Source organism: Ruegeria sp. AD6, assembly GCF_056542325.1.
In genome coordinates, this window is sequence record NZ_JBQFZQ010000001.1 from 591,796 (window position 1) to 611,352 (window position 19,557).

Sequence of the window (19,557 nt, forward strand, 5' to 3'; positions counted from 1 at the left end):
AGTCATCCCCTCATCCGGGCACCATCCGCGTCAAACAATGGGGTCGAGATCACGCGGGCCTTGCGCATCTGGCCCAGGATTTCGATTTCGACCACCAGCCCGTCGCTTACACGTTCTGTTGGGAGAAAGCCCATGGCGACGGACTTCTGCGCATAATGCGAAAACCCACCCGAGGTGCAGAAACCGACGACGGACCCGTCCAGCCAGATCGGCTCGTAAGCATTCACATCGGCATCTTCGGCGTCGACCTCAAAAGCGACCAGCTTGCGGGCGGTGCCATTGGCACGCTCTGCCTCGGCAGCGGCGCGGCCGATGAAGTCCGCGTTCTTGGAAAATGAGATAAAGCGGTCCAGCCCCGTTTCGGCGGCGGTGTAATCGGGCGAGAACTCTCGCATCCATGAGCCAAAGAACTTGTCCAGCCGAAGGGACATCATGGCACGCATACCAAAAGGCACCATTCCATGCGGCTGCCCGGCTTGCCACAAGGTCCACCAGAGCTGCCTTTGGGCCATCGGATCACAGTAGATCTCATACCCCAGATCGCCGGTATAACTGACCCGCTGGACGATGCAGTCGGTCATGCCGATGGTCATCGGGCAAACGTCGAGGAACCTCAGGTTTGTCACATCCTGACGTGTGCAGGCCGCCAGTACTTCGGTGGCCTTCGGCCCTGCAATCTGGAAGCCGTTCAGACGGTCGCTGAAATTTTCAACGGTCACGCCCTCGGCCAATTTTTGTTGGAACCAGCGCATGTGATAAGCCTGACTGCCATATGAGGCCGTCAGGCGGAATTCGGTCTCGCGCAGGCAGGAAACGGTGAAATCACCGATCAGCTTGCCCTTGGGCGACAACATTGGCGTCAAAGACACGCGCCCCGGCTGCGGAATGCGTCCGGCCATGATCCGGTACAGCCACGCGCGCGCGTTGGGGCCGGTGACGCGGTATTTGCCGAAATTGTGGACCTCGTTGATGCCGATACCGTCGCGCACCGCACGCACCTCGCGACCCGTTGCGTCGAACGCGTCTGAACGTCGGAAGGACGGCGTTTCGTAGCCCGGTTCATCCCCTTGCGCGAAGTAATTCGGCACCTCAAGCCCGTATTGCTGCCCCCAGACCGCGCCCAGATCGCTGAAGATGTCATACATCGGGGTCATGCGGTTGGGGCGGGCGGCGGGCAGTTCCTCGTTCGGGTAGGCGACGCTGAAGCGTTTTTGATAGTTCTCGATCACCTTCGGGCGGGTATAGCCGGGGCTGATCCAATCGCCGAACCGGGCCACATCCATGGCAAAGACGTCACGTTCGGGCTCGCCCTCGATCATCCATTGCGCCAGCGTCAGACCAACGCCGCCGCCCTGAGAGAACCCGGCCATGACACCGCAGGCCGACCAATAGTTGCGCATCCCCGGCACCGGCCCGACCAGAGGGTTCCCGTCCGGCGCAAAGGTAAACGGCCCGTGGATCACAGATTTCACACCGGCCTCGGCCAGAACGGGGAAGCGTTTATAGGCGAACTCGATACTGTCGGCGATTTTGTCATAGTCATCCGGCAACAGCTCGTGCCCGAACTCCCATGGCGTTCCGTCCACGGCCCACGGCTTGCAGGGCTGTTCGTAGAACCCGATGCAAAGGCCCCGACCTTCCTGCCGCAGATAGCTTTCGCCGGCGGGGTCCATCACATGCGGATGCTCGCTGCCCGCGTCGATGATTGCCTCGATCTGAGGGATCGAGTCGGTCACCAGATACTGATGCTCCATCGGGTGCAGCGGGAAATAGACGCCTGCCATCGCGCCAACCTCACGCGCCCAAAGGCCGCCTGCGTTGACCACATGCTCGGCATGGATCGTGCCCTTGTCGGTGACCACGTCCCATGTGCCGTCCGCGCGCTGGTTGGTTTCGCGCACCATGCAATGGGTCTCGATCGTGGCTCCGCCCATCCGCGCCGCTTTGGCATAGGCGTGGGTCGTGCCCGAGGGGTCCAGATGCCCGTCCAGCGGATCGTAAAGCGCACCGATGATGCCGTCGGTGTTGGTGATCGGGGCGATCTTCTTGATCTCGTCCGGGCCGACAATCTCGGTCTCTAGCCCCATGAAGCGGTGCTTGGCCCGTTCGGCCAGCAGCATGTCAAAGCGGTCCTGATTGTCGGCCAGCGTCACACCGCCAACATGGTGCAGCCCGCAGGACATGCCGGTGATCTCTTCCAACTCTTTATACAACCGGATCGTATAGCCTTGCAGCGCCGCCATGTTGGTGTCGCCGTTCAGCGTATGAAACCCGCCCGCCGCGTGCCAGGTCGAACCGCTGGTCAGTTCCGAGCGTTCCAGCAACATCACATCCGACCATCCAAGCTTGGTCAGGTGATACAGCACGGAACACCCGACAACGCCGCCGCCTATCACCGCCACACGGGTTTGAAGTTTCATGAACGCCTCCGATTTGCTTGGTTTCCACTGTGATCTGCGCGCGCGCAGATGCAACGCCAAATGCGACAAGAATTGTCGCTGGACGAAATCCTCAATTCCGGTCAAAGACAGACAAAAGCGGTCACAAGGCTGTTACAGAATCAAGCTAACTGCCGCGCCGACTGGATCCCTCCTGAAACACTCAACAAGGAAAATGAGATGAGCAAGTTTGACCTCAAACCGCTGTCGCTGAGCCGCCGTGAATTCATGGCAAAAGCAGGCGCACTGGGCCTGAGCGCCGCTGCGGCTAACCTGATCTGGGCCGAGGCCGGTCTGGCGGATACCCCCAAGAAGGGCGGCCACTTCGTGTTGGGCCTGAAGGGGGGCGAAAGCACCAACACGCTGGACCCGACGCTGTCGGCTTCGCATGTGACCGCCAAGGCGCTGCGGGCCTTTGGCAACACGTTGACCGTTGTCTCGGCTGATGGTGGGCTTGAGCCCAGCATCGCTGAAAGCTGGGAGGCGTCTGAAGACGCCAAAGACTGGACCTTCCGCATTCGCAAAGGGGTCGAGTTCCACAACGGCAAGACCCTGACACCCGAAGACGTGCAACTGACCCTTGCGCGCCATTCAAACGAAGAGTCGCAGTCCGGCGCACTGGGGATCATGCGCGGGATCGAGGATATTCGCGTCGATGGCGATAACGTCGTGATCAGCCTGACCACGCCCAACGCGGACCTTCCTTACCTGATGTCCGACTATCACCTGATCATGCAGCCGGGCGGTGGCATGGACAACCCGGCCGAGGGGATCTCGACCGGTGCCTACAAGGTGGTCGCGGATGAGCCCGGTATTCGCTACGCGTTCGAGAAATTCGCGAACCATTGGGACGACAGTGTCGGCCATTTCGACAGCCACGAGATTCTGGTTCTGAACGACGACACCGCCCGCTCGGCCGCGTTGCAGGCCGGTCAGGTCCACGCGATCAACATCGTGCCGCCGCGCACCGCGAAACTGTTCGGTCGCGCGCCGGGTGTGACCATCAACGCAACCTCGGGCCGAGGGCATTACATCTTTGTCATGCATTGCGACACCGCGCCGTTCGACAACAAAGACCTGCGTCTGGCGCTGAAATACGCGATCAACCGCGAGGAGCTGGTCGACAAGGTGCTGCGTGGCTACGGCTCGGTTGGCAATGACATTCCGATCAACGAAGCCTATCCGCTGTTCGACGGCACGATGGAGCAACGCCAGTTCGATTTGGCCAAGGCTGCCGAGAATTACAAGGCGTCGGGCCATGATGGCTCTCCCATCGTACTGCATGTCTCGGACGGTGCCTTTGCCGGTGCGATCGATGCGGCGCAGCTGTTCCAGCTGTCGGCGCAAGAGGCCGGTATTCCGCTGGAAATCCAGCGTGAGCCTGCAGATGGTTACTGGTCGGAAGTGTGGAACAACAAGCCGTTCTGTGCCTCGTATTGGGGCGGGCGTCCTGTGCAGGATCAGATGTGGTCGGTTGGCTACCTGTCGACTGCCGACTGGAACGACACCCGTTTCAAGAACGAAGAATTCGACGCGCTGCTGCTGAAAGCCCGTGCCGAACTGGATGAGACCAAGCGCAAAGAAATCTACGGTCAGATGGCCCGGATCGTTTGGGAAGAAGGCGGTCTGATCAACCCGATGTTCAACCAGTTCATCGACGGCTATTCGGACAAGGTGACCGGCTGGGCCGCGCATGCCAATGGCGACCTGATGGACGGTTATGTCGCAAGCCGGACCTGGTTTGCATAACCCCTTAAACAGAACCGGCGCCCTGTGATCGGGCGCCGGTTTTTCTTTCGGCTGGTTACAGCGGGCGGATTTTCAGGCCCGTTACCCGGTTGCCCTCACGGGCCGTGACCTCGAACCGGAAGCCGTGGAACGAGAAGACCTGACCCACAACCGGGATCATCTGCGCCTCGTGAATGACAAGCCCGGCCAGTGTGTTGGCCTCTTCGTCCGGCAGGGACCAATCCAACGCGCGGTTCACGTCGCGGATCGTCATCGCCCCTTCGACCAGATACTGGCCATCATCGGTTCGGGTGACCGGAACCTCTTCTTCAAGGTCGAACTCATCGGCAATCTCGCCGACGATCTCTTCCAGAATATCCTCAAGCGTGATCAGACCACGCAGCGAGCCGTATTCGTCCACAACCAGCGCAAAATGGCTGTGCATGCGCAGGAACTCTCGCATCTGGTCGTCCAGAGTGGTCGTTTCCGGCACGAAATACGGGTCATTGGCGACCCTTGAGATGTCGAACGCTTTCAGACGGTCCGTGTCACCTTCGGCCCCGCCGACCTGCGCGTACATGGCGCGGAACAGGTCCTTGGCGTGGACCACCCCGACGATATTCTCGGGCTCATCCCGAAAGACGGGCAGGCGGGTATGGGGGCTTTCCAGACATTGCTTCAGGATCGCCTCGGGTGCTGCATCTGCATCGATCATCTCGATGTTCGAACGGTGGAGCATGATTTCTTCCACCACCCGGTCGCCCAGATCCAGCGCGCCCAGAATGCGGTCGCGGTCTTCCTTTTCGACGACACCTTCGGAGTGACCCAGTTGCAAAGCACCAGCGATTTCCTCGCGCACGGCAAGGATGTTGCTGTCGGGGTCGATCTGCACCCCGAACAGGCGCAGAACAGCCCGCACCAAAAGCCGAACCGCAGCCACGATGGGGGAAAACACCGTGACCACCACGCTGATGATCGGGGCAACGGCTGCGGCCGCTTTTTCCGAGTTTGTGATGGCGTAGGTTTTCGGCAAGACCTCAGCGAAGATCAGAACCAGCAGGGTCATGACCAGCGTCGCCAGCGCCACGCCGCTTTCCCCAAACAGGCGCGTGAACAGGGCCGTGGCCAGCGAAGCCGCCAGAATGTTCACAAGGTTGTTGCCCAGCAGGACCGATCCGATCAGACGCTCATTATCGTCGGTGATTTCCAGCGCCTTCTTGGCCCCGCGCGAGCCCTTGTCAGCCTGCGCGCGCAACTTACCGCGCGATGACGCTGTAAGTGCCGTTTCAGAGCCGGAGAAAAAGCCAGACAGGAAAAGCAAAAGCAGGATAGCGCCTGAGGTTAACCAGAATGCGCCGTCGATCAGAGAGGATGTGGGTTCCATCGGTCCTTGGTTGTTCGTGTTTCTGCATCCGTTATGGGGATGCTGCCCCTATGGATCAAGGGTTTAGCCCTTGTCGCCGGGGTCTTTCGCCAGCGGGTGATGCTCTAACACCAGTTCCGCAAGTCTTTCGTCCAGAACATGGGTGTAGATCTCGGTCGTGGCAACATCGGCATGGCCCAGCAGCGTCTGGATCGAGCGCAGATCGGCCCCGTTGGCCAGCAGATGGGTGGCAAAGGCGTGGCGCAGAGTGTGGGGCGTGACCTTTTCGGGCGATACACCGCCCTGAACCGCCAGTTCCTTGACCAGCAGGAAGAACCGGTGCCGCGTCAGATGGCCGGATTTACCACGTGACGGGAACAGGAACCTGGATCGCTGCCCGCCTTTTTCGACCGTCTTGTCTTCGGCTTCGTCCCGCATTCTCAGCCATTCCGAAAGCGCCTCGCGGGCCGGGGGCGACAACGGCACCATGCGTTCCTTGCCGCCTTTGCCCAGCACCAGCAACATGCGCGGATCACCCCGCGCCGATGACACAGGCAGCGAGACCAGCTCGGTCACGCGCATGCCGGTGGCATAGAGCAACTCCATCAAACAGGAATTGCGCACGCGGTCGGCTTCGGTGCGCCCGGTATTGCGGGCGGCTTCCAGCAGCCGGTCGACCTCGGGCACGTCCAGCGTTTTGGGCAGTTTCTTGGTTCGTCCGGGGCCTTTGATCTGAATGGCGGGATTGACCTCGCGCCAGCCTTCCTCGAATGCGAACCGATACAATTGCTTGATCGCCGAAAGCCGCCGCGCCCGAGTGGATTTCGACAACCCCTGTGCATCGCAATCGATGAGATACCCTTCAATCTGGTCGCGATCAGCCTGTTCGAAGGTGATGTTGCGATGTTCCAGCCACGACGCGAAATCCTTCAGGTCTCGCCCATAGGCCAGCAGAGTGTTGGTAGCGGCCCCCAACTCGGCCGCTTGCGCCTGCAAAAAGGTCGAGATCCACAATTCTTGCGAGGCTGGTCCACCCATGACCGTCACCCCTGCAGGATCAGATGGTTCAGCGCCGCGCGTCTGGCGGTGTCTTCCAGTCCCACGCGCCGAAAGGCCGCAATGGCCGCTGTCAGATCGACCAGATTGCCGCGTGCACCATGGGTGAACAGTTGCATGGCCTCCAGAATGGCCTCTCCCAACTGGCCCTGTTCCAGCAGGGCGTCGATATCCGATGGAACAGGCGCGGCCCATTCGAACCCCTGCGCCACCGCATCAGCCAGCGGCGAGGGCGATACGGCGCGACCGGGGTCCCCTTGCGCAAGGGCCACGAGGAACTGAGCCTCGGTTGATTTGTCCGGTGTTGTCAGCGCTGCCCGCTCGTATTGCTCGGACAACATCAGAATACGCCAGCGCAGGTTGTCCGTGGCCGGAACGGGCAGGGTCACGTCGGCCAGCCGGTCGGCGAACAGCTCGGCAAATGGCACCTCGAGCCCGACACTGCGCATCTGATCCCATGCGCGGGGCAGGGTCTTTCCGATCGCTTCGGCATTGCCGCTAACCAACGCGCTTTCGAACTGCTGGATGGCCGCGACCCGATCCCAAACCGCGCCGGATGCAGCTGGGTCCCGCTCGGTATAAAGCCCGAGCAACTGGTTGGGCGTCAGGGCCCCGATACGCGTCAGACGCTCGGCGGCCTCGATCTGGGCTTTCCACCCGGCCACATCGCGCAGGTCTGCATTGGCAAAGGCGCGGGGCAGCGGGGCAGATGGCAATCGTTCCCCGATCGCTTCGAACAGGCGGAAGCTGAGCGGCGTTGGGTCTTCGGGCTGCGGCAGATACGCTGCGTCTTCGTAAAGTTCGGGGCTCAGGAAACGGTCCAGCACGTCCAACTCATCCTGCGGCAGGATTTTCAGCGCATGCGCGGCCTCCAGCGTCAGCGCAGCCGAAGGCCAATCGCCCCGCCGGGCCTTGCAGAAAATCTGTGCCGCATAATCACGCGACAGATGAGGTTGCGCGATCAGGGCAGTACAACTGCGGTCTTCGTCCCCGGTCAGTAGAGTAGCATCGAACCAGCGTTGAAACCGAGCCTGCGAATCCGTGGGACCAGCCAGTTGCACCAGCGATTGCGCCGGATCAGCAGCCCCCAATTGCATCAGCCGATCAAGGCGCGCCAGTAGCAAAACCTCTTCGGCGCCGGAACCTGCGGGCGCGCGGGCTTCGGACAGCAGCAGGGTGAACAGCAACCGCTGCATGGCCGGGTTATGTTTGACTGGCACCCGCGCGATCAGTTCGGACAGACGTTCCGGGTCGCTGCCCTGCCATAGATCAACCGGCAAGCCGGTGACAGTGGATGACACCAGACCCAGCGGCTGCGACAGCGCCTCAAGCGGTGTGACCTCGACCTGAGGCTGCACCCCGTTCTGGGTGACAGGCGGCTCCAGCAGGACGGTTCCGGGCAGGTTTTCCGGCGGCTCGGTCAGCCATTCGATAGCCGACAGCGGCTCTTGCGCCTGCGCGGCCCCGGCCAGAAGCAATGCCACCGCAATGTGCTTAGTCGACATCCAGAGTGACCGGTTCACGGATTTCAGTTTGCGGGGCCGAGAAATCCGCCCCGAAATAGGGGCCGATATAGGCATAGGCCACCAGCCCGATGAAACTCAGGCAAATTAAGTAAATCAGGAACTTGATCAGACGACCCATGGCGCCACGCTGCCTCAATTTTTGATTTTGGCCAAGTTATAACTGGCATTTTTTCCAAGATCACGTCATTCACGGTGAAATGAGCGAAATTAAGCATAACACGCATCCGGCGGATACGGGATCACGATATGATCTGCACAAAACCGTGGTTCTTGTCGGCATGATGGGGGCAGGGAAGACGGCTGTGGGCCGTGCCCTGGCCGCGCGGCTGGGTGTTCCGTTTCTCGACAGCGATGCCGAGATCGAATCGGCGGCCAACATGACCATCCCCGAGATCTTCGAACGGGATGGTGAGCCGTTTTTTCGCCAGAAGGAAACGCAGGTTATTGGCCGTCTGCTGGATGAGGAACGCGGCATCCTGTCCACCGGCGGCGGCGCGTTCATGGCAGAGGGCAACCGCGTGATGATAAGCGAGCGGGGGGCCTCGGTCTGGTTGCGGGCCGATCTGAACGTGCTGTGGAACCGGGTGCGCCATAAGGATACCCGCCCGCTGCTGCGCACTTCCGACCCGTATGCGACGCTCAAGGCCCTGTACGAGGATCGCGTGCCGGTCTATGCCGAGGCTGATCTGATTGCCGAGTCGGATGGTGAGACCTCGATCGACAATATGGTGGACCGCGTGGTCGAGGCCCTGTTGGCCCGCCCGGATGTTTTGGAACGGAAGTAAATGCATCAAACCGTACATGTGGAGCTGGGCGAACGCTCGTATGATGTCGAGATTGGCCCCGATCTGCTGGCGCAATCCGGTGCGCGGATTGCCCCGTTGCTGCACCGTCCGAAGGTTGCGGTTCTGACCGATGAAAACGTAGCGGCACTGCATCTGGACGCGCTGCGTGACGGTCTGGCCGCTGCCGGGATCGAGATGTCGGCGCTGGCCCTTCCGGCAGGTGAGGCGACCAAAAGCTGGCCGCATTTCGAACGTGCGGTGGAATGGCTGTTGGCCGAAAAGGTCGAACGGCGCGATGTGGTCGTTGCCTTGGGCGGTGGCGTGATCGGCGATCTGGCTGGCTTTGCCGCTTCCGTGCTGCGGCGCGGGGTGCGGTTTGTGCAAATCCCGACCTCGCTGCTGGCGCAGGTCGACAGTTCGGTGGGCGGCAAAACCGGGATCAACGCACCGCAAGGCAAGAACCTGATTGGCGCGTTTCATCAGCCCTCGCTGGTGCTGGCCGATACCTCGGTACTGGGCACCATGGCGCAGCGGGATTTCTTGTCCGGTTACGGCGAAGTAGTCAAATACGGTCTGCTGGGCGACGCGGAGTTCTTTGAATGGCTAGAGGCCAACGGCCCCGACGTTTCATCCGGTGATATGGCCGCACGGGTGCGGGCTGTCACCCGGTCGGTTCAGATGAAGGCCGACATTGTCGCGCGGGATGAGACCGAGCAGGGCGACCGCGCCCTGCTGAACCTCGGCCATACCTTCTGTCACGCGCTGGAGGCCGCGACGGGCTATTCCGACCGCCTGCTGCACGGCGAGGGTGTCGCCATCGGCTGTGCGCTGGCGTTCGAGCTATCGTCCCGTTTGGGTCTGTGTTCTCAGGAAGATCCAAGCCGCGTGCGGGCGCATCTGAAAGCGATGGGGATGAAAACCGATCTGGCCGACATTCCCGGCGAGCTTCCGGGTGCCGACGCTTTGGTTGATCTGATGGCGCAGGATAAGAAGGTGATCGACGGTCAGTTACGCTTTATTCTGGCGCGCGGGATCGGTCAGGCCTTTGTCACATCGGATGTGCCGCGCGATGCGGTGATGTCGGTGCTGCAGGACGCGTTGGCCAAGGCCTGATCCCAGCGCGTGCGATCTTTAACCTGAAGCATCATGCGACACGAATGGCCCGAGAGCGCTTTAGGCGTGGCAGGGTCTTCGTGTCTCGGGTTCAAGGTCGCACGCTCTAACGCCCCCGGATCACCATCAATTCGCCGATGTTTTCCCGAGTGATATAGCCGATCATACGACCCGTGCGGCTGGTGACAGCAATCGCCGGGGCACCCTTGTGCAGCCCTTTCAGAACCGCCTCAAGGCCGGTAGTCAGTCCAACCTGAGGGATATCGCCCTCCATGATCGAGGTCGCAGGGTCCGACCGGGGATGATCCCCCGCCAGCGCGGCAAACAAACGATCCCGCGTGACAAAGCCAAGCAAGGCCCCGTCGGTATCCAAGACGGGAAACTCGTGCTGCGTCGTGTGAATGACGGCTTGGGCGGCGGTGTTCAAACTGTCCTGCGGCGACAGCGCGTGAAACTCGGTAATCATCGCATCCCGCGCCAGCACACGGCGCGCGACGGATCGCAGGGCGACGTCCTGATTTTCGGCATTGGCTGCGATGAACACAAAAACGGCAATCAGAACAAGGATCGGATTGCCCGAGCTCAGGCCCCAGAACCCCAATCCAATGGCAACAATCTGCCCGCTGAATGCGGCAATGCGGGTGGCCTGAACCCGGTCCATCCTGAGGCACAACAGGGCGCGGACCACGCGCCCCCCATCCATGGGGAAAGCCGGGATCATGTTGAAGGCCGCCAGCAGCAGATTGACATAGGCCAACCGTTGCAAGATCCCGAAACTGGCCGAGTCCAGATCAGTGACTGAACCGGGCGATATGCCCGCGCCCAGCAGAACCAACACCAACCAAATGACGATATTCACCGCAGGCCCGGCCAGCGCCACCCAGACCTCTTGCATCGGTTTTTCGGGCATCCGTTCCAGACGGGCCAGACCGCCGATGGGCAACAGCGTTATATCGGGGGTTTTGATGCCAAAGCGCCGGGCCATCAGGGCATGACCGAACTCATGCGCCACAACGCAGGCAAACAGGGCCAGCACAAACAGCAGATTGTCGATGACCGCAGGCCAGCCACCGTTGGAGTAGGCGGCAAAGCCGACCCAGGCCAACAAAAGGAAGAAGGTGACATGGACCCTCAGTTCGGACCCGAGGAACCGGCCGAGGGCGAAGGACCATGTCATGTGTTTACTCCGTTTCGCTTAGAACGGAATCTCGTCGTCGTCGATTCCGCCGGATGCAGTGGCAGGGGCGCTGGATTGGCCACCATAGGGGTCGCCATAGCCGCCACCGGCCTGACCGCCGCCATAGCCGCCCGACTGTCCTCCGCCATAACCGCCACCGCCGCCGCCTTCACCGCCGCGGCTGTCCAGCAGTGTCAGTTCACCGCGATAGGGGCGCAGCACCACTTCGGTCGAATAGCGATCCTGCCCCGATTGATCCTGCCATTTGCGCGTTTCCAACTGGCCTTCGATATAGACCTTGCTGCCCTTGCGCAGATACTGCTCGGCAATGCGGGCCAGCGGTTCCGAGAAGATGGCAACCGAGTGCCATTCCGTCCGTTCCCGGCGTTCACCGGTGTTGCGGTCTTTCCAGTTCTCGGAGGTGGCGATGCGCAGGTTGCACACTTTGCCGCCGTTCTGAAATGACCGAACCTCGGGATCGCGGCCAAGATTGCCGACCAGAATGACCTTGTTGACTGAACCCGCCATGTATTTCCCCGTTCTGTATTGATCTGAGTGCGCCGAATCTGGCGCCGGATGTCTTTGCGACCCTATATCGCCTGCGTCTTGGTTAAAACATGATTGATCACGACAACGTTCGGCAAGAATTCTTGCGTCTGTCTTTACCAAGCTTTCATTTTTGACTGGAATACCTATACTCCGACTGATTTTTGAGCGAGCGGGATAGGCTTTCATGCGTTCTGTGTGTGTTGGGTTAACGGTTCTGGGCGTTGTGTTGCTGTCTGGATCTGTGCAGGCGGACACGTTGTCCACGAAAAGCCGGATGGACATTTTTCTGAAACAATCCAAAGTATTGGATGGCAGGGCGGCAACGCAGTATCGCGGCTCCGAGCGCCTGAAACCAAAGACCGAGCGGGTCAAGCTGAACAAGCGCTATACCGGCAGCTACCGGGGCGAATACTTGAGCCTCGCGCGCGATGCGGCCCGGTTGCACAGCATCCCCGAAGATCTGTTCCTGCGGCTGGTGCAGCAGGAAAGCGGCTGGAACCCGCATGCCAAATCTCACAAGGGGGCGTTGGGGCTGGCGCAGCTGATGCCTCAGACCGCCAAGTTGCTGGGCGTGAACCCGCATGATCCCAAGCAGAACCTTGAAGGCGGCGCGCGCTATCTGTCCTGGCAATACCGCAAGTTCAAATCCTGGCCTTTGGCGCTGGCGGCGTATAACGCTGGCCCGAAAGCGGTTGAAAAGCACGGCGGAATCCCACCCTACAAGGAAACCCAGAACTACGTGAAGGTAATCTGGGGCGGCTGATCGGGTGATGCTGCAAGGCGGCATGATCTGATCCTTGATCCGGCAATGACCGCTGACCTAACCTGTAGGCGATCTTTCAGGACCCGAACAGGTGCCGATGTTGCAAGACCGACCGGAAATCCCCGCTGAAACAAAGGCCAATTGGCAAAGGTTGGTGGACCTTGTTGCCAAGCTTGCCGATGTGCCTGCCAGTCTGATCATGAAAACGGATGCGCCGGATCATACGGTCCTGATCACCTCGGACCACCCTCAGAATCCGTATCCCGTGGGGATGAACTTTCAGTTGAATCCCAAGCTTTATTGTCAGGGCGTGTTGCAACAGGACAGCGAGTTGGTGGTCGAGGACGCCACCTGTGATCCCGTCTGGAGCGGCAATGACGACATGGAACACGGCATGTCCTTTTACATCGGATTGCCGCTGAAATGGCCCGATGGGGCCGTGTTTGGAACCATCTGCATCCTGGACCGGCAGCGCAATCGCCGCGCGCTGTTGTTCCGCGAAGGTCTGGCACAATTCGCGCGAATGGTCGAATCCGATCTTGCTTTGATTCAAGAGGTTTATCTGCGTCGCGCGCTGGAAGAAAAGCTGAATCAAACATTGGCGCAACTGGAAAGCCGGGTGCAGGCTCGCACCCGTGAATTGCAAGAAACAAACACCGCCCTGCGCGTTCTGCTGACCAGCGTCGATGATAACCGCAAAGACCATGACCAGGATATTGTCGAGCGTGTGCGCCTGATGGTCTTGCCCTATCTGGACAAGCTGCGCGGACACCTGCCCGAGGGCGACGCGGCCCATGCTTATCTGGATCTGGCCGAAAGCAACCTTAGGGATATGACCTCGATGCTGTCGGACAAACTGTCCGATGCGTTCTCGATCATGACACCGACCGAGATCGAAATTGCGCAGTTGGTGATGTCCGGGAAAACGACGAAAGACATTGCGCGGGCCTTGTCGCGTGAGACATCGACCATCGATTTTCATCGCAACAACATTCGCCGGAAACTGGGCTTGGACGGGCGCGATCAGAATCTGCGCAGTCATCTGCTTTCTATTTCCTGAACATCGAATATGGGGAATGCCCCCATATTCCCCCCAGATTTTTCTGATCTGAGCCTGTTGTTCCCCCGTTGTTACCCTTCCGATCAGGTGCGCCGCACGCGCGCCTGACCAACAAGGAGGTACAAGATGGATCGCAAAGATCTGAAGCCCACAATCCTGAACGGACAGAAAGACAGATTGGCCAAGGGCCTGTCGCGCCGGTCTTTCTTTATGGCGGCAGGCGCGGCCGGAGTCGGGGCATCGCTGCTGAACGGCAAACCGGCCGAGGCGCAATCGCAAGCCTGGCTTCAGCCGGGCAACAATAACCACGTTATCGACCTGCAAGGCGCGACCGGTCAGGCCAGTACAGGCACGGTCGGGATCGACTATTACGGGCATTGCGCGATCAAGATCACCTCGCCCAACGGTGCGACCGTGCTGTTCGACCCGTGGCGCGATGATCCGTCGGGTGCTTGGGGCTTGTGGTTCCGCAACGAGTTCCCTCAGATCCCTGTGGACATAACCCTGTCGACCCACGCCCATTTTGACCATGACGCGATCGAGCGCCCAAGCTCGACCATGGTTTTGGACCGGATGGTCGGCAATTTCGAATTTGCCGATGTCAAAATCACCGGCTTTGCAGACAAACACGCCTGCGTGGCACCGGGTTGGTACGAATGGACCAATGCGTTGGCCGAATTTGGCGTGGAAGCCTGTCCGCCCAACAACGTGGGTCACATGGATATGGTGGTCTATCTGGTCGAAACCGGCGGCATCCGCACGCTGATCTGGGGCGACAACCGCCACAACCCGCCGCAGGAATTCTGGGATGCAATCGGGCAGGTGGACGTGCTGACCCTTCCGGTCGATGGGTCAGAGCATATCCTCAGCTACCAGCAGGGCAACGACATCGTCTCAAAGCTGAAACCAAAGGTTGTCATTCCGACCCACTATCTGAACGAGGTCACGTCCTACACGCTGACCACGCTGCAATCGGCAGATGACTGGGTGAAGGCGCAGCCCAGCTACAAAATGCTCGACAGCGCGAGCCTGACGCTTGAGGCCGGAGAGATTGGCGGCATGACTCAGGAATTCATGCATTTCGGCAACAACGTAATGACCGGTTGATACAAGGACCGGCAGAACCACCACTCGCAAATCAAGTGCGCCGGTAATCTGACGGTTTCCCCGCCTCAGGGCGCAAAAGAAAGGGCCGGTCCTTGAACCGGCCCTTTTTTCCAGTGTTGCAGGGTTTATTCCGCTGCGATTTTGATCACCGGTTCCATACGGGCCAGAACCTCGTCGGCCAGATGGCACTTCACCTGATGCCCATCAGCCAGTGTCTTGACCGGTGGCACATCCGACTCGCATCGCCCGTCCGGAACTTCGGACTTCCAGCGGCAGCGGGTCTGGAACGGGCAACCCGGCGGCGGGTTCATGGCCGAGGGGATATCGCCCTCCAGAACGATATGCTCTTTCTCGATCGAAGTATCCGCAATCGGAACCGCGCTCAGCAAGGCCTCGGTATAGGGGTGATAGGGCGGCGAGAAGACCTGATCGGTTGTCCCCAACTCGACCACATGGCCCAGATACATTACCATCACCCGGTCGCTGAGGTATCGGACAATCGACAGATCGTGGCTGATGAACAGCAAGGTGGTCTTGTGTTCGCGCTGAATCTCCATCAGCAGATCGGTCACTGCGGCCTGTACTGACACGTCCAGCGCAGATACGGGTTCATCCGCAACCACGATCCGTGCATCGCCTGCAAAGGCGCGTGCGATACCGACGCGTTGCTTTTGGCCGCCCGACAATTGCCGTGGCATTCGGTCGGCGAAGGCACGCGGCAGTTTCACCAGATCCAGCAGTTCCAGCATCCGTTGCTTGCGTTCAGCCTCGGAATTGCCGATGCCGAAGATCTCCAGCGCGCGAATAATCTGCCGTCCAACCGTCATTGACGGGTTCAGCGTGTCAAACGGGTTCTGGAACACCATCTGAACCTCGCCTACGGTCTTGGCATCGCGCTCCTCAATAGGCACCGCCTCGATATTGCGGTTGTCCAGAAGGATCTGACCGTCCGTTGCCGTCTCAAGCCCCATCAACACCTTGGCAAAGGTGGACTTGCCGCATCCGGATTCACCCACAATGGCGAGGGTCTCGGATTCATGCGCCTCAAAGCTCAGCGTCTCATTGGCTTTCACAACCTTGGTTTCACCGCCCCCGAACAGGGCGTTGGCCGCCACCTCGTAGTATTTCTTGAGGTTGTCCATTTTCAGGACGGTGCGCCCGATCTCGGCCTTTTCTTTCTGTTCGCCGACGGTAATGGGGGCGTTCCAATCGATCTCTTTGAATTTCAGACAGCGCGTGTGGTGGCGATCATTGCCCGGGACAGCCTCCATCAGAATGTTCTGCGCGTCACAGCGACCCTCTTCGAAATAGTCGCAGCGCGGGCCAAAGTTACAGCCCGGCGGGCGTTCATGCGGCAGGGGGAAGTTCCCCGGAATGGCCACCAGCGGGCGCGCGTTCTTGTCCGCGCCGGGCAGGGGGATCGAGCGGAACAGCGCCTGCGTATAGGGGTGCTGCATCTCGTCGAACACATCCTTGATCGAGCCACGCTCGACCGCCTCGCCCGAATACATCACACACAACCGGTCGCAGGTTTCCAGAACCAGCCCCAGGTTGTGCGAAATGAACAGCATCGAGGTGCCGTATTTCTTGCCCAGATCCTTGACCAGTTCCACAACGGCGGCCTCGACCGTCACGTCCAGCGCGGTGGTCGGCTCGTCCAGGATCAGCAGCGCAGGCTTCGACATCAGCGCCATCGCGATCACGATCCGCTGTTGCTGACCGCCCGACAACTGATGCGGGAAGGAATTCAGCATCCGCTCGGGGTCGGGCAGGCGTACGTCGGTGACAACTTCCAGCGCGCGGGCATAGGCCTCTTCGGCACCGACGCCCTCGTGGATCATCGGCACTTCCATCAGTTGCTTGCCGATCTTCATCGCGGGGTTCAGCGATGCCATCGGCTCCTGATAAATCATCGCGATTTCATTGCCGCGAATGTCGCGCAATTCATCCGAGGTCATCTCGGACAGGTCGCGCCCTTTGAACTTGATCGTGCCGCCGACAATCCGGCCGTTCTTGCCAAGATCTTGCATTACGCCAAGGGCCACGGTGGACTTACCGCAGCCGGATTCACCAACCAGCCCCACAGCCTCACCGGGCTGTACGCTGACCGAGAAATCCATCACGGCAGGAATTTCACGCAGACGGGTAAAGAACGAAATCGAAAGCTTGTCGATCTCCAGAATTGGACCGTCATAATCCGCCAGTTTATTCATCTTGTATCTCCTCGCGAGAGTCCGGGGATCCCCTTCATCTGGCTAAAAATATCCCGGAGGTCTGGGGGCAGCGCCCCCAGAACAGATCACATCAGTCCTTCAGACTTTCTTCGCGCAAACCATCTGCCAGCAGGTTCAACCCAAGAACCAGCGACAACAACGCCAGCGCGGGCGGCAGGGCCGGGTGCAGATAGATCGACAGAAGCTTACGCCCCTCGTTGATCGTGGACCCCCAATCCGGGCTTTCCGGCGGCAGGCCCAGCCCGAAGAAACCCAAGGTCCCCAGCAGGATGGTGGTGTAGCCAATGCGCAGACAGAAATCGACGATCAGCGGGCCGCGCGCGTTGGGCAGGATTTCCCACAGCATGATGTACCACGGGCCTTCACCACGGGTCTGCGCCGCCGCCACATAATCGCGTGTCTTGATGTCCAGCGCCAGACCGCGCACGATGCGGAACACCGTGGGTGAGTTGACGAAGACCACCGAGACGAACACCACCAGAATCCCGCCCGGAATATCGAACAGGTCCAGATAGGTCGGCAGACCCCAGATGCGATAGGCATCGGTGTCGATGATGTAGCCGCCGGATGAAATCAGCGACAGATACAGCCAGATCGTCACCCCCAGCACCCCGATCAGCAACGGTGTGCGGAAATTGGGGCGCGTGTAGTAGCGCGAGTTCAGCAATACGCCCAGGAACAGGATCGGGAACACGAACAGCACGGCAGCCATGTAGTTCGGAACCCCGGTCGCCACGATCTCGGGTGTGACCAGCAGGTAGAATAGCAGGATCACGGGGAAGGCCAGGATCAGGTTGGCCAGGAACGAGATGAACGTGTCCAGACGACCACCGTAATATCCTGCGGGCAGACCCAGCGTAATGCCGACCATGAAGGCAAACATGGTCGCCAGTGGCGCGATCTGAACCACGATCCACGCGCCCTTGACCATACGGCTAAAGACATCGCGGGCAAGGTTGTCGCCGCCCAGCAGATACCAGGAATACGCGCCTTCTTCCGACCCCGGCAGGGGAGTTCCCGGCACCTTGTTCTTCATGCCCGAGACCTGCGCCAGCGGGTCATGGGTGATGATCAGATCAAGCGCTCCGAAGATCCCGGTGAACACCCAGAACATGACCAGCCCAAAGCCGATCATGCCGATGGGGCTGTCGAACAGCTTGCCGTAAAGACCCAGCTTGCGTTTGAACGCGATCGACATTGCATAAAGCAGGATCAGTGACAGCCAAACCGGCAGGAACTGTTGCGATATCGCGCCGATGATACCGGCGCCGGTGCCCATCACGATCCCGAGGACGATATAGGCTACGGCAATCCCGACACTTGCAAGAAAGCTGTAGCGAAGCGCGCCCTGGATCATGTTGCGCAGCCCCGAGCTTGAGGTCAGCGTGCCATCCGGGTTCACGGTCATCTGGTCTTCGGGCAGCACGATGCTGGCCAGCATCCAGACAATGATCGACAGGAACATCAGCCCCAGTGCAAGCACCAGAAGCGGGTTGAGGAAGGCGATAGAGCCGGTCCAGGTAAGTGGTTCCATGATCTATCCCTCCTTATGCGATGCGGATGCGCGGGTTGAGGTAGACATAGCCGATATCCGAGATCAGCTGCGTCACCAGCACCACAAAGACCGACACGACCGAGATCGCCAGCAACAGCTGAATGTCGTTGTTGCCCGCCGCCTGTACCAGCGCCCAGCCAAAACCCTTGTAGTTGAACAGGGTCTCGACGATCACAACGCCGTTCAGCAGCCATGGGAACTGCAACATGATGACGGTAAAGGGCGCGATCAGCGCGTTGCGCAGCGCGTGTTTCATGACGATGTTCGGGAATGAGACACCTTTCAGGCGCGCGGTTCGGATGTATTGCGCCGTCATCACCTCGGTCATCGAGGCGCGGGTCATTCGGGCGATATAGCCCATCCCGTACAGAGCAATGGTCAGAACCGGCAGGAAGAAGTTCTCAAACGTCGGGTTCTCCATCGCCTGTGTTGCCGTCCCCTTGAACCATTTCAATCCAACAGCAGAGGAGGTGAAGATCGCGATGAAGATAACGCCCGAGACGTATTCCGGCGTTGCCGTCGTGGTAATGGCAAAGGTGGACAACGTGCGATCCGTGGCCGAGCCTTCTTTCATCCCAGCGAGAATGCCAAGGATCAGCGCCGAAGGGACCATCAGCAGCATGACCCAGAACATCAGCCGTCCAGTCAGCGCCAGACGGGTTCCTACAACCGCCGAGACCTCGTCTTTGAAGACCGTCGAATAACCCCAGTATCCCTGCAGGATGCCGCAGAAATTGGACGCTTCTTCCGCAGGTTGACCGGGCAGAATGCAGCGGCCTTGAACGGTGCCGTCCTCATTGGTGTGCCGGTACGAGGGTAACACGCCCAGCCATTCGCCGTATTTTATCGGCGTCGCCTGAAGATAGCCGTTCTTTTCCAGGAAACTCTCGACCTGTTCATCCGACATGCGGAAGTTGCCTTGCGTCTTCGCAAGCTTTTCAAGGTTCGGGTAGAGGTTGGTCAGAAAGAAAACCAGGAACGTCAGGCATAATGCTGTCAATAGCATGATGCCGACGCGCCTTAGAATGAATAGTCCCATGTTAGCCCCTGTTGGTAGGCTGGCGTGAATGTCGTCTGGCTTCACGCTTAGCTGTTTTTATGGT

At 59.8% G+C, this 19,557-nt stretch carries 16 protein-coding genes; 6 read left to right on the forward strand and 10 right to left on the reverse strand.

From position 1 onward, the window contains the following. Positions 1 to 2 precede the first annotated feature (2 nt). On the reverse strand, positions 3 to 2,420 hold the full coding sequence (locus ACR0KJ_RS02800) for a GcvT family protein (RefSeq protein WP_480625929.1): 2,418 nt from the start codon (positions 2,418 to 2,420) through the stop codon (positions 3 to 5). A gap of 198 nt (positions 2,421 to 2,618) precedes the next feature. On the opposite strand from ACR0KJ_RS02800, the gene ACR0KJ_RS02805 reads away from it, so the two are divergent. Then, positions 2,619 to 4,187, forward strand: a complete 1,569-nt coding sequence (locus ACR0KJ_RS02805; protein WP_480625930.1) for an ABC transporter substrate-binding protein — start codon at positions 2,619 to 2,621, stop codon at positions 4,185 to 4,187. 55 nt (positions 4,188 to 4,242) lie between these two features. Here the strand turns inward: ACR0KJ_RS02805 and ACR0KJ_RS02810 are convergent, their stop codons facing one another. The 4 genes from ACR0KJ_RS02810 to ACR0KJ_RS02825 form a co-directional block, all read right to left on the reverse strand. Further along, a complete protein-coding gene (locus ACR0KJ_RS02810; RefSeq protein WP_170451217.1) occupies positions 4,243 to 5,550 on the reverse strand; it encodes an HlyC/CorC family transporter in 1,308 nt (435 codons plus the stop codon). Positions 5,551 to 5,613: 63 nt separating this feature from the next. Beyond that, positions 5,614 to 6,567, reverse strand: coding sequence for a site-specific tyrosine recombinase XerD (locus tag ACR0KJ_RS02815; protein WP_170451215.1), 954 nt, complete (start codon positions 6,565 to 6,567; stop codon positions 5,614 to 5,616). 5 nt (positions 6,568 to 6,572) lie between these two features. Then, positions 6,573 to 8,090: a hypothetical protein gene (locus ACR0KJ_RS02820; protein ID WP_480625931.1), complete on the reverse strand. Its 1,518-nt coding sequence runs from the start codon at positions 8,088 to 8,090 to the stop codon at positions 6,573 to 6,575. Further along, a complete protein-coding gene (locus tag ACR0KJ_RS02825) occupies positions 8,080 to 8,229 on the reverse strand; it encodes a hypothetical protein (protein ID WP_170451211.1) in 150 nt (49 codons plus the stop codon). Before ACR0KJ_RS02825 ends, ACR0KJ_RS02820 begins: the two co-directional genes overlap by 11 nt. A 79-nt stretch (positions 8,230 to 8,308) precedes the next feature. On the opposite strand from ACR0KJ_RS02825, the gene ACR0KJ_RS02830 reads away from it, so the two are divergent. Next, a complete protein-coding gene (locus tag ACR0KJ_RS02830; RefSeq protein ID WP_170451209.1) occupies positions 8,309 to 8,896 on the forward strand; it encodes a shikimate kinase in 588 nt (195 codons plus the stop codon). Next, on the forward strand, positions 8,897 to 10,009 hold the full coding sequence (gene aroB / locus ACR0KJ_RS02835; RefSeq protein WP_170621699.1) for a 3-dehydroquinate synthase: 1,113 nt from the start codon (positions 8,897 to 8,899) through the stop codon (positions 10,007 to 10,009). Between the two features lie 106 nt (positions 10,010 to 10,115). On the opposite strand, the gene ACR0KJ_RS02840 is transcribed toward aroB, so the two are convergent. Together ACR0KJ_RS02840 and ssb are read right to left on the reverse strand one after the other, a co-directional pair. Further along, complete coding sequence (locus tag ACR0KJ_RS02840) at positions 10,116 to 11,186, reverse strand: site-2 protease family protein (RefSeq protein WP_170630170.1); 1,071 nt, start codon at positions 11,184 to 11,186, stop codon at positions 10,116 to 10,118. Positions 11,187 to 11,204: 18 nt separating this feature from the next. Beyond that, on the reverse strand, positions 11,205 to 11,714 hold the full coding sequence (ssb, locus tag ACR0KJ_RS02845; protein ID WP_170734614.1) for a single-stranded DNA-binding protein: 510 nt from the start codon (positions 11,712 to 11,714) through the stop codon (positions 11,205 to 11,207). A 205-nt stretch (positions 11,715 to 11,919) separates the two neighbouring features. Here ssb and ACR0KJ_RS02850 point away from each other — a divergent pair, with 205 nt between their 5' ends. From ACR0KJ_RS02850 to ACR0KJ_RS02860, 3 genes are all read left to right on the forward strand, one after another. Further along, on the forward strand, positions 11,920 to 12,498 hold the full coding sequence (locus tag ACR0KJ_RS02850) for a lytic transglycosylase domain-containing protein (RefSeq protein WP_480625932.1): 579 nt from the start codon (positions 11,920 to 11,922) through the stop codon (positions 12,496 to 12,498). Between the two features lie 97 nt (positions 12,499 to 12,595). Further along, positions 12,596 to 13,558 (forward strand): LuxR C-terminal-related transcriptional regulator, encoded by a 963-nt coding sequence (locus ACR0KJ_RS02855; protein ID WP_170518176.1) that lies wholly within the window; start codon positions 12,596 to 12,598, stop codon positions 13,556 to 13,558. A gap of 126 nt (positions 13,559 to 13,684) precedes the next feature. Continuing rightward, positions 13,685 to 14,665: an MBL fold metallo-hydrolase gene (locus tag ACR0KJ_RS02860; RefSeq protein ID WP_480625933.1), complete on the forward strand. Its 981-nt coding sequence runs from the start codon at positions 13,685 to 13,687 to the stop codon at positions 14,663 to 14,665. A gap of 125 nt (positions 14,666 to 14,790) precedes the next feature. On the opposite strand, the gene ACR0KJ_RS02865 is transcribed toward ACR0KJ_RS02860, so the two are convergent. The 3 genes from ACR0KJ_RS02865 to ACR0KJ_RS02875 all read right to left on the reverse strand — a co-directional run bounded on the left by ACR0KJ_RS02865 (position 14,791) and on the right by ACR0KJ_RS02875 (position 19,493). Beyond that, positions 14,791 to 16,878, reverse strand: coding sequence for an ABC transporter ATP-binding protein (locus ACR0KJ_RS02865; RefSeq protein WP_170630168.1), 2,088 nt, complete (start codon positions 16,876 to 16,878; stop codon positions 14,791 to 14,793). 91 nt (positions 16,879 to 16,969) lie between these two features. Next, complete coding sequence (locus ACR0KJ_RS02870) at positions 16,970 to 18,433, reverse strand: ABC transporter permease (protein ID WP_170451193.1); 1,464 nt, start codon at positions 18,431 to 18,433, stop codon at positions 16,970 to 16,972. A 13-nt stretch (positions 18,434 to 18,446) separates the two neighbouring features. Continuing rightward, positions 18,447 to 19,493, reverse strand: a complete 1,047-nt coding sequence (locus ACR0KJ_RS02875; protein ID WP_480625934.1) for an ABC transporter permease — start codon at positions 19,491 to 19,493, stop codon at positions 18,447 to 18,449. Positions 19,494 to 19,557 lie beyond the last annotated feature (64 nt).